Annotated in this window: 9 protein-coding genes and 1 rRNA gene; 2 read left to right on the top strand and 8 right to left on the bottom strand. The window is 29.8% G+C overall.

Annotation, left to right across the window (positions count from 1 at the left end; translation table 11 throughout):
• Both KPL37_RS14480 and KPL37_RS14475 read right to left on the bottom strand, forming a co-directional pair.
• Positions 1 to 203: ribosomal RNA gene (locus KPL37_RS14480) — 16S ribosomal RNA — on the bottom strand; the annotation flags it as partial.
• Positions 204 to 789: 586 nt separating this feature from the next.
• Complete coding sequence (locus KPL37_RS14475; RefSeq protein ID WP_246578303.1) at positions 790 to 2,262, bottom strand: amino acid permease; 1,473 nt, start codon at positions 2,260 to 2,262, stop codon at positions 790 to 792.
• 446 nt (positions 2,263 to 2,708) lie between these two features.
• Here KPL37_RS14475 and KPL37_RS14470 point away from each other — a divergent pair, with 446 nt between their 5' ends.
• Entirely contained in the window at positions 2,709 to 4,571 is a 1,863-nt protein-coding gene (locus tag KPL37_RS14470; RefSeq protein WP_216150491.1) for a beta-N-acetylhexosaminidase, read from the top strand.
• A 155-nt stretch (positions 4,572 to 4,726) separates the two neighbouring features.
• Positions 4,727 to 4,903, top strand: a complete 177-nt coding sequence (locus tag KPL37_RS14465; protein WP_216150489.1) for a hypothetical protein — start codon at positions 4,727 to 4,729, stop codon at positions 4,901 to 4,903.
• Between the two features lie 53 nt (positions 4,904 to 4,956).
• Here KPL37_RS14465 and KPL37_RS14460 read toward each other — a convergent pair whose 3' ends face one another.
• The 6 genes from KPL37_RS14460 to KPL37_RS14435 form a co-directional block, all read right to left on the bottom strand.
• The gene (locus tag KPL37_RS14460; RefSeq protein ID WP_216150487.1) at positions 4,957 to 5,916 is read right to left on the bottom strand and encodes a 2-hydroxyacid dehydrogenase; all 960 of its coding nucleotides are present in this window, start codon (positions 5,914 to 5,916) and stop codon (positions 4,957 to 4,959) included.
• Positions 5,917 to 6,070: 154 nt separating this feature from the next.
• The gene (locus KPL37_RS14455; RefSeq protein WP_216150485.1) at positions 6,071 to 6,844 is read right to left on the bottom strand and encodes a sigma-70 family RNA polymerase sigma factor; all 774 of its coding nucleotides are present in this window, start codon (positions 6,842 to 6,844) and stop codon (positions 6,071 to 6,073) included.
• Positions 6,845 to 7,057: 213 nt separating this feature from the next.
• Complete coding sequence (locus KPL37_RS14450; RefSeq protein WP_216150483.1) at positions 7,058 to 8,005, bottom strand: L-lactate dehydrogenase; 948 nt, start codon at positions 8,003 to 8,005, stop codon at positions 7,058 to 7,060.
• 77 nt (positions 8,006 to 8,082) lie between these two features.
• The gene (locus KPL37_RS14445) at positions 8,083 to 9,153 is read right to left on the bottom strand and encodes a glycoside hydrolase family 55 protein (RefSeq protein ID WP_216150481.1); all 1,071 of its coding nucleotides are present in this window, start codon (positions 9,151 to 9,153) and stop codon (positions 8,083 to 8,085) included.
• A gap of 189 nt (positions 9,154 to 9,342) precedes the next feature.
• The gene (locus tag KPL37_RS14440; RefSeq protein ID WP_216150479.1) at positions 9,343 to 10,146 is read right to left on the bottom strand and encodes a pyruvate, water dikinase regulatory protein; all 804 of its coding nucleotides are present in this window, start codon (positions 10,144 to 10,146) and stop codon (positions 9,343 to 9,345) included.
• A 57-nt stretch (positions 10,147 to 10,203) separates the two neighbouring features.
• Positions 10,204 to 11,367: a class I SAM-dependent methyltransferase gene (locus KPL37_RS14435; RefSeq protein ID WP_216150477.1), complete on the bottom strand. Its 1,164-nt coding sequence runs from the start codon at positions 11,365 to 11,367 to the stop codon at positions 10,204 to 10,206.
• Between the last annotated feature and the right edge of the window lie 154 nt (positions 11,368 to 11,521).

Below are 11,521 nucleotides of genomic sequence, written 5' to 3'. Positions count from 1 at the left end.
TTTCGATCATGCGATCAAAACATATTATGCGGTATTAATCTCCCTTTCGGGAGGCTATTCCCCTCTTTGAGGCAGGTTACCCACGTGTTACTCACCCGTCCGCCGCTAATTAACGCCTCCGAAGAGGCGAATCATCGCTCGACTTGCATGTGTTAGGCACGCCGCCAGCGTTCGTCCTGAGCCAGGATCAAACTCTCAATTTAAAAGTTTACACTTTTTTGTTGAAATAATTAATCTGAGACAACTGTTAAGTTGTTACTCAAGCTCATTACATACTTTTTAGCCTTACGACTAAAATATTACTTTTACTAAAGTAATTGACTGGTTAAAATAAAATATTATTTCATTTCTTTACCTATTTCTCTGTTTAATTTTCAAAGACCAATTTGCTTTGTCATCATGTGACGACTTCTACTATAATACTAGGTTTTTCTTGTTTTGTCAACTACTTCTTTAAAATAAATTTTAATTAAAATCTATTAAATCATAATTAACGGTTAGTTTCGTGTGCCACTCGTATGTGACGACAAGGAATATTGTATCATATATATAACAAGTCACTTTTTCCATAAATAGATTCTAATAAGATTAGCTCTATATTTCTACATATATAGCTAAATATTTCAATATTACTCATTCGGATACGCATGGTAAAATGATTTTAATATTTCTAATATTCGAAATATTACTCACTTATATTATACCTAATATAAATTATAGTCCTATAAACAATAAAAAGTTGCAATGAATTTTCATCGCAACTTTTTATATCTACATTATAATAAAGAATTATTTTTCGTTATTTATTGGCTCTGTACTAAAACTAGCTTCTTTTAGATTCACAATTTTAGTTTTATATTTCACCTTATATCCTACCCATAAAGCTATGAATAAAGGTAATCCGATATAGGATGCAATAACATTTTTCCAATCTATTGAATCAGCTGTAAAATAAGTTACACCTTGTCCTAATATAACAATAACACATAATATTAGTGCAAGAATTGGGCCAAACGGAAAAAATTTCGCTTTATATTTCAATAAATCACTATCTTTTCCTTGTGCTACAAATGCTTTACGAAAGCGATAGTGACATACTGCAATTCCTACCCATGCAATAAATCCAGCGAGTCCTGAAGCTGCAACTAACCACATATATACTGTTTCTTGCGCATATAAACCTACTAAGAAAGATGCGGAAGCTACTAATGTAGTAAGTAATAATGCATTTATAGGAACACCGCGAGAATTCACTTTGGAAAGTGCTTTTGGCGCTCTTCCCTCTCTTGCCATTGCATATAACATACGGCTAGCAGCATACATTCCAGAATTACCACAAGAAAGAACTGATGTTAAAACTACAGCATTCATGATACTTGCAGCTCCAGCAATACCTGCTCTTTCAAAAATAGTGGTAAAAGAGCTCGTCGTAACTCCAGCTTGTGTAAAGGGTATTAATGCACTGATAATAAATATTGCCCCTAAATAAAATATTACAATTCTCCAAAATACACTATTTATTGCTTTAGGTACATTTTTCTCTGGATCTTCACTTTCACCAGCCGCTATACCTACGAGTTCTGTTCCCTGAAAAGAAAAGCCTGCAATTAAGAAAACCATTAATATACCTTTAAAACCAAAAGGGAATGGTCCTTTAGCACCACTTTTAGGATCTAAAAACGTAAAATTTGAAAGACCAATATGATGTCCCCCAATTATTCCAAAAATCATTGCAACTCCTACTGCCAAAAACACTAGAACTGCTACAACTTTGATACCTGCAAACCAAAATTCTGATTCTCCATATGCCTTAGCTGAAAGCATATTTAATCCGAATAGTAATACTAGAAAAGATATACTCCAAACAAGTGCAGGCACCCCTGGAAACCAGTACTTCATAATCATAGCTCCTGCGACCATTTCAACCGCAACAGTAATTGCCCAGTTATACCAATAATTCCAACCTAAAGCAAAACCTAATGCTGGGTCAACAAATCTTGATGCATATGTTTCAAAAGAACCAGTAACTGGCATAAATGTAGCCATCTCGCCAAGCCCCGTCATTAAAAAATATACCATTATTCCTATAACTGTATATGCTACTAACGCTCCACCAGGGCCTGCCTCACTTACTGTCCCACCTGAAGCCAAAAATAATCCTGTTCCTATTGCTCCCCCAATAGCAATCATGTTAAGATGACGAGATTTTAATCCTCTTTTTAATTGATTCGTTTCTAATTCATTTGTCTTTAATTCACTCATTATAAACCCCTTTAATATTAGTATAAGATATGTACTATTAAGTGAAGTAAAAACCTCACTACTTTTATCACGTAAAAACTACCTTTACCCGGTACATTTTACACCATTACTATAGTTATTAGCAATAAATAAAATTTTACAATTCTATTTACAAGTTACCCTTCCTTTTATACATGTTGTTTTGCTAATTTTATTATTCTGTTTTAGACTATTGATTTTTTGTCCAATATGGTATAACGTAAAGAAATAGATGCAGATTTAATTTGAATATATTTCATTCATTTTATTAGCATCTTTTTATGTTGAATTTATAAGAAAATCATTATAAAAAGGGTGCTTTTTTTAGCAAACATTACCTTATATAATTATTATTAAAAAGTGAAATTTGCTGGGCATTTAGAACTAATAATAAACCCATAACCAAATAAAATTTAGGAGTGCACAATATGTTTTTAATACCAAGTCCAAAACATTTAGATATAAACGAAGGTACAGTACAACTTAAAAGAGATACAGAGATAGTCTTAGATTATCAATGTAGTTTTGATGACCTAAATACAGCTATCTTATTACAAGATGAAATTAAACAGCAATTAGGATTCAATTTATTAATAAATAAGGCTTTTGACTGTAATAGCAATAAAGTTATAATTACTTTTAAAAAAACATCAGGTCCAAAAGAAGCTTATAGTTTATATATTTATGGAAATCGCGTAGAAATATGTGGTGCTACTTCAATAGGCATATTTTATGGATTACAGACATTAAGACAGATTATAAGACAAAATGGGGCTTTACTCCCAAAACTTAAAATTGATGATGAACCTTATTTCACTAATCGTGGATTCTATCATGATGTTACAAGGGGTAAAGTACCAACACTTAAAATGCTTATGGAACTAGTTGATAGGGCTTCTTTTTATAAAATAAATCAATTACAACTATATATAGAGCACACTTTTGCATTTAAGGGCATGAGTGAAATTTGGATGGACAAAGATCCACTAACAGCTGAAGAAATTTTAATACTAGACCAATATTGTAATAAACGACATGTCGAATTAATTCCTTCATTATCGACATTCGGTCACATGTATGAAGTGCTTAGATCAAAATCATTCAATGAATTTTGTGAGCTAGAAAATAGCGAAGGGGGAGAATATTCCTTTGAGCACAGAATGAATTCACACACACTTGATGCAACTAATGCAGGTAGTATAAAACTTGTTGAAAAAATGCTTATGCAGTATATACCTCTATTTAGTTCAAACACATTCAATATATGTTGTGATGAAACCTTTGAATTAGGTAAGGGTAAAAGCAAGGCCCGTGCTGATGAAGTTGGAGTTGGAATGTTGTACGTTGAATTTTTGAACAAAGTTATAGATATAGTAAAGAAAAAAGGTAAGCGAGTTATGTTTTGGGGTGATGTGATTTTACATCATCCAGAACTTTTAAGTAATATAAGTAAAGATGCCATTTGTCTTAATTGGGATTATAATGAAGATGCCAAAGAAGATGGAACAAAGGCAATAACTGAATCAGGTATGGAGCAATACGTATGCCCAGGGGTATGGGGTTGGAATCAACTAGTAAATAAAGTCGATAAAGGTTTTGAAAATATAAAAAGAATGGTAGCTTACGGCGTTAAATATGGCGCAACTGGTGTTTTAAACACTGACTGGGGTGACTTTGGTCATATAAATTTTTTAAGCACCTCAATTCCTGGCATGGCATACGGAGCCTCTTTATCATGGAATCCAGAAGGAGAAAAAGGCTTTGAAAATGTATATAAAGCCATCTCTATAATAGAGTATGGCGATGACTCACTTAAACTTGTGTCGCTACTTAATCAATTATCAAAGAATCAAGTTGTTGGATGGTATGAACTAGTTGAATGGAAAGAAAATTTTAGTAATGATTTAGATAATAAAAAGGATTTTAGTAATCTTGATTGGAAAAAGATTTTAGATGGGTATAACCTAGCTTGTGAAATAGAAGATAAGTTCACTAGATTATCTAATAAAGTACGCATAAACACATTTGATCTACAAGAATTTATTGTCTCAGCAAGGGCAATACAATTAGTAGATAGCTTCTTCTTAAACTTACTAAAAAATGAAAAAGGCATGAATGAAATAAATACAGTATTCACGCCAAGAGATCTCGCTGAAAATCTTGAAGTGTGGTTCTATGACTTTACTAAGATATGGAGAACACGAAATAAAGAAAGTGAATTATATAGAATTCGCGATATTATAGCCTACACTTGTAAATATTTAAGAAGTATCCGGATGCTGGCTTGTTAATAATTTCATTTTCTAATATAGAATGATTTTATTGCTTTAATATCCTAATTAAGAATAAATTATCTTAAATTGGGCATAGTTGAAATTAGAATGATTTTAATAAAAGTAGCTATGTACCCATAATAACTTAATTATATTTTAGTAGGAGGATAACAATGAAGCAGATATTTATAAGAATTAAAAAAGGTGATAATTTTTACAATAAAGATATGATGGATTCAACTTCCATAGAAAGAATGGATTGGTATAACACCTTAAGCAAAGGACAAATAATGAGTGTATTAGAAGAGTTTGTAACTAATAACATCATAAAAGAAAATGATTTTCATTAGCCTATAATAATAAAGCTGACACCATAAAATGATGTCAGCTTTTATATACCATTTTAATTTACAACATTAATTGGTTTTCCCTTTATAAATGATTCTATATTAACCGCCATAAGTTCTATTAACCTTTGCCTAGACTCAAAACGTCTCCAACCTATATGTGGAGTTAAAATTACATTTTCCATATCAAACAATGGATTAGTAGTTTCTGGTGGCTCTGGTTCCTGAACATCGAGCGCTGCCCCAGCAATCCCTCTATTTTGCAGAGCTTTTATTAAATCAGTTTCTTTTATTATCGCGCCCCTTGATGTGTTTATTATAAAAGCGGAAGGCTTCATTAGCTTAAGCTTGTCCTTATCAATAAGATGTAATGTATCTGCATTTAAAGGACAATTAATTGATACAAAATCACTCTGTTTTAGTAAATCTTCAAGTGATGCAAAGTGAACATTAGGATTATCCCATGTTTTCTCTGTTTTACTATATATAAGAATATTCATTCCTATTGCCAATGCAATTTTTATAACCTCACGACCAATAGCACCATACCCACCGATGACTCCAAGTGTTTTGTTTTGAAGTTCAAAATGTGGCAACTGTAAATGTTTATTAAAATTATCAAAGTTTTTTTCCTTGAGCATAATTTGTTGTTGTATTAATGAAGAACTAAAATTTAATATATATGTGATTACTAAATTTGCTACTGCTTGCGTGCTATAACTAGGAACGTTGCAAACTGTAATACCTTTTTTTCTTGCAGCATCAATATCAATATTGTTATAACCTGTCCCAGCTTCACATATAAGTTTAACAGAGGATGGAAACTCTGATATTAATTTACCACTCAAAGGTAATTCCTTCGTAATTATAATAGTTTGATCTTTAACTCGCTCCAAAATTTTCTCGTCAATATTTTTATCATATTTTGTGAAAGTACTTAGTTTGGTTATAGAGGAAAAGTCTAATTTATTGTCAAAGTTAAGTTTTTCTAAATTTAGAAATACTGTGTTTACCATATATCTACCTCCTAAAATTTGAGTTTATGAATACGATTACTAAATTTTCATAAACCTTATTACCTTTACTATAATTAATAGTACTACTATCTACTAAAAAAATAAAGCATTTATCTAAAATGAAATATTTAAAATAGGGTTTTCAAAGAAAACCCTATATATATCTTCTCAAATGTTTTAATGCATTTTTTTCTATCATAGCTACATGTTCTTTTGATATACCTATCTCACTAGCTGCTTCCATTTGAGTTTTTCCATTGAAAAACCTTAAATTCACGATTAATTTCTCCCTAACATTTAATTTTTTCATTCCCTCATTAATTGATATATTCTTAGACCAACTATCCTCTAAATTTTTAGTATTTTGTTTTTGATCCATTTCGTAAATTTCATCCACATCCTGATGATAAATTGGTTCAATTAATGATATAGGATCTTTAATAGTATCTAAAGCTAATACTATGTCCTCTTTAGTTAATTTAAGTTCTTTGGCTATTTTAGATATGGTAGGCTCTTTATTGTCTTGTTTCAATAATCGATCCCTAACTTGCAATGCCTTATATGCAATATCTTTTAAATATTCGCTTACTTTCATTGAATTATTATCGTTTAAGTACCTTCTTATTTCTTCAATTATCATTGAAACTGCATATGTTGAAAACCTAGCATTTTTACTTAAATCAAAATTATCAATTGACTTCATTAACCCAATACAACCTACATGGAATAAATTTCCTAAATTTTCGTCACTGTTACCGAAATGCTGCAACACACTTAACACTAATTTAAGATTTCCTTCAATAAATTTTTCTCTACATTCATACTCTCCATTTTGTATCCTAAATAATAACTCCTGTATTTGTTTTTCTTCTAATTCCGGTAATTTTGAAGAATCTAACCCACATACTTCTACTTTGTTAAACATCATAAGGTCACCGCTCCTTTTCGCGTATTTGTTTCTAAATTATGTCCTTATGATGTATTTATTATACTAAAGACAACCTATGAATATTTTATTATTCTTTTGGATTCAAATAAAAACAAGTCCATATCAATAACATTTTGATGTGGACTTGTTTTTATTTTAACCCTGATATTTACAGGATATTTCATTGTAATTAAGTTACAGTTACGATAAACCCTATATTTTTGAGTCCTTTATAACTTCCTTGAGTACCTTTGAAGATTCAAGAAGTTCTGTCTTCTCTTGCTCATTAAGTTTAACTTCTAATATTTTTTTTACTCCCCCTCTACCTACCACTGTTGGCACTCCCATATAAATATCATCAATTCCGTATTCACCTTTTAATAGAGATGATACCGTAAGAATAGAGTTCTCATTGCTTAATATTGCTTCAACTATCCTTCTTATAGCTAAGGCAACCGCATAATAAGTTGCACCTTTCTTTTGTATAATAGTATAAGCTGCTTCCTTTACTTCCTTATATATATTATACTTGATCTCTCCATTACAATTATTAGTACAAGCAGCACAGAACTCATCAACATTCATACCTGCAATACTAGTTATACTCCAAGCTGCAATTTCTGAGTCCCCATGTTCACCCATTATATAGGTATGAATATTTCTTGCATCAATTTCAAAATGCTTACTAAGCAAATATTTAAATCTTGATGTATCAAGAACTGTACCAGAACCAATTACCCTATTACTTGGAAAACCTGATAACTTATAAGTTATATAAGTCAATATATCCACAGGGTTTGAAACTACTAATAATATAGAATTTGGGCTAAATTTTACAACCTCTGGGACTATGCTTTGAAATATTTTAAAGTTTTTAGAAATACAATCAAGCCTTGTCTGCCCAGGCTTTTGACCAACCCCGGCTGTAATAATTACTATATCTGAATCTTTTGTATCTGAATACTCTCCAGAAGTTATCTCTATTGGCCTTACGAAAGAAACGCCATGGGATAAATCCATTGCCTCTCCTTCAGCTTTGTCTTTATTTATATCTACAATTACAATTTCAGTTGCAAGTCCTCCATTCATTAAAGCAAATGCTGTAGTTGATCCTACAAATCCAGCTCCAATAATGGATATTTTATTTCCTTTTGTTCTCATACAAAAACTTCCTTTCTTTATTAATATTATATGCTAATTGATAATAAATATCAACTAGAGTTTATTTGATAATTTATTTATTTACTTGTGATTAATAAATTGAAATTTTGGTTTCCATTAAAAATAATATCCTCACACCTATATACATATATATTATACTCATCTAGCATTTTCTTTAAACTATTTACAAATATATTTTCTACAATATTGATATTTTTTATATTACATAATAGTAATGAAGTTTTATAAATATTGTTGCTGGTTGCATAATAAAATTCATTATTTTTTATGAGTATATTGTTAATTATCATTTTATTAGGATTATATATTTCGAGTCCTCCGATTAATTGTGAGTTTTGAATTGTTATATTAGTGCAATTCTGAACTATATAGACTTCTCCACTCTCATCAAAATGACAACAATCAATTACAATTTTATAACAACCACCCTTATCTGATGACACATTACACATCAAGTGTACTTTTCTACCTTTTGCATTATATCCAAACTCTCTTTCTATAACATTTATCGCTAAGCAATTAATCATCCTAGCAGTAAATATATTACTATCCTTTATTGCACTAAGCCTAAATGAATGTTTTTTACTATTCCTTGATATACAACTATCTAATACTACATTATCAATTATTAAATTTTTATTATTAATGGAAGATGAAACAATAGCATAAGCTGTTTGTGGTGCATTTGTAACAATAATATTTTGAAGCATTATATTTCTAGAATTACATACTGCCACTCCATTTATATATGTAGAACTCAAAATACCATCAAAGCAGAATATATTTAAATCTTTAATAACAATATTTTGCGCAGGAATTATTTCACCTACATACTTTCCAAGTAATGGATAACTTAAATTTGGTGTTAACCCATATACATTTAATATAGCTCCAAAGACACCTATAAAATTCGTAGTTCGCTTAATTGTTGAATTGTTACCATTAACAGTTAAATTATTTCCATATAATACAATTTCTTTATTACATAGGTACACTTTTTCATTTCCAAAACTTAGTCTATTAATATTATTATCAAAACAATATTTTATTGCACTTTGCAAAGCAAGCGTATCATCTGTTACTCCATCTCCTATAGCTCCAAAGTCATAAACATCTAATTCTTTCACTTTATCACCTCATAATAATAATAATAATAATAATAATAATAATAAATATCTGCTATATATCAATATTCATCCTTTAATATTAAATAATACATACTATAAAATAACGCCCTGTAACTGTCATCTCTTTTAAAATGATATTTACAGGGCGTAGTAATTATTCCATTTATTCATCCAAATTTAAAATTTAGTTTAATTGGTATTTCCTATACTCTTCATAATAATTAAAGCCGTGTCCTCTATAGCTCTTTTAGTGACATCAATAGTTAAACATCTTGTCTTTTTCATTATTTTTTCAGCAAAATCTAGTTCATCTAATATTCTTGCATCATTAGCATATTGAAAACTAGAATTAAGTCCGTTAAACTTATCCATTCTATTTTTTCTTATTTCTATAAGTTCAAACGGATTTATTGTAAGCCCAATAATCTTTCTTCCTGGAATATTATATAATTCTTCTGGAACAGGAACTTCAGGAACTAAAGGTATATTTATAGCCTTTATTCCCTTATTAGCTAAATACATACATAAGGGGGTTTTTGAAGTTCTTGAGACACCAATGAGAACTACATCTGCAAGCTTTATTCCATTATAATCACGGCTATCATCAAACTGTATAGCAAACTCCATAGCTTCTATTCTTTTATAATACTCCTTATCCATATTCCATATTGCCCCGGGAATATATTCTGGCTGTTTATCTAATAACTTAGAAGCAAGGCCTATTACTGGTCCTAAAATATTTGATATAAGTATCCCTTTTTCTACACATCTTTGAACTAAAAATTCCTTCACATCCACCATAATAATAGTTGAGATAATCATTGCTTTTGAATTATCTTCTATTTTACTAATAAATTTATTAACATCTTCAGCTGTTTTAATATATGGCACTCTTTTTATTACAATACTGCCCGGGAACTGACTTTCTACTGATTTTGCTACAAGTTCTGCTGTTTCCCCTATAGAATCCGATACCGCATATATTGTTAACACCTTAGCATCATCCACCTTCCTAATTTAGGTATTCTTCTTAAACTATTATTATGATAACTATATTAAATTATCCTTCTTTAATAGATCATATAATGTTGGTTTTAAATTAAATTGGGTCATTAAATCATTAACTTCAGACAAAGCTTTTTCTTTTATCTCCAAAGGTATTTTAGCTTTTGTTGCTCTAATTAATATATTTTTAGGTGAGTGGTCTATATCAATAAATTCTAAAAGTTGTGTTTTATATCCAGAGCACTCAAGAAGATTCGCCCGCACTGCATCTGTCATAAGTGCGGAAACTCTTTCCTTTACTATTCCATACTTTGTGAGTATTGATAATGATTCTGTTTTAATTTGACTATTAAATTCATGTTGACAGCAAGGAACAGAGAAAATCATTCCACTATTCCACTTTATTGCATTGTACAGTGCATAATCAGTAGCAGTGTCACATGCATGTAATGTAATTACCATATCGACCTTATTTTCATATTTAAAGCCATTTATGTCTCCTAACTCAAACCTCAAATTTTCATAATTATATCTTTTAGCTATATCGTTACATTTTTCAATTACATCCGCTTTAAGATCAAGTCCTATCATTTTCACATTAATTCTTTTGATTTCCACAAAATAATAATATAATATAAATGTTAAATAAGATTTACCACATCCAAAATCTATTATAGTAAGTTCCTTGTAATCTTTGTTTTTAATTTCATCATCAATAACTTCAACAAACCTATTTATTTGCTTATACTTATCATATTTTGAATTAACAACCTTACCTTCTTTTGTGAAAATACCTAAATCTATAAGAGGCTCGATTATCATACCCTCTTTAAGGATATAATTTTTTTCTTTATTATGACCCTTACTTGTAAGCCTTTCATTATCACTTTTTTTATGACCTAAATGAACCTTACCTTTTTTAGATATTTTCAAATCAAAAGTTGTAGTACCCGACCAAGCATCAACTTGTTTATATTTTTCTTGTACATATTCCAAGAGCTTTTCACCTAAAGTCTCAATATTAATATTTTCATGAAAGACTTGTTTATCAGTGCTTTTTTCTATTTGATAATATTGTTTTTGTGCGTCCTGTTTTAATGTAAATGTAATTTTATTATACTCTACATCCTTATTGGTTTTATTGCTAATAACTACCTTTATAATATCTTGCTTAACTATTTCATCAATTGATTTCTTTAATTCTTCCATTTTTTTGCACTCCTCATAATTTAACCGATTTTCTATCTAATAACTTCATTATATACCAAGTTAATTAATTCTAACACTATTAACAAAACTAAAACATATCTCTTTACTATTCCTTTTGCTTTACTTTTTTAACAACATTTTGGAAGCTTCAAGT

Origin of the sequence: Clostridium frigoris, from assembly GCF_018861865.1 — a bacterium.
GTDB classification, from domain to species: Bacteria; Bacillota; Clostridia; order Clostridiales; family Clostridiaceae; genus Clostridium_AD; species Clostridium_AD frigoris.
This window is presented reverse-complemented; position numbering and strand designations above follow the sequence as displayed.